Consider the following 237-nt stretch of genomic DNA (forward strand, 5'->3'; position numbering starts at 1 on the left):
TGATCCAAAATTAAGTTTTGATGCAATGACGATCGTTGGAAATCTCAACCGAGACAACGCTCAAGCCCTTTCTAAATTTATGAGTGTAGAGCCCCAAATAAGACTTTGGGAGGTTCTGTTGCAAAGTTGAATTTATAGTATAATTTTAACAAAAAGGAGTCTTCTGTATGAACTATTTCAGATATAAACAATTTAACAAGGATGTTATCACTGTAGCCGTTGGCTACTATCTAAGAT

At 34.6% G+C, this 237-nt stretch carries 2 pseudogenes; both read left to right on the top strand.

Annotated features, from left to right (window positions below):
• Positions 1 to 118: pseudogene (locus tag IDG64_RS14955) on the top strand (replication initiation factor domain-containing protein); the annotation flags it as partial.
• A gap of 49 nt (positions 119 to 167) precedes the next feature.
• A pseudogene (locus IDG64_RS14960) lies at positions 168 to 237 on the top strand (IS6 family transposase); the annotation flags it as partial.

Origin of the sequence: Staphylococcus sp. EG-SA-15, assembly GCF_017151895.1 — a bacterium.
GTDB lineage: Bacteria > Bacillota > Bacilli > Staphylococcales > Staphylococcaceae > Staphylococcus > Staphylococcus aureus.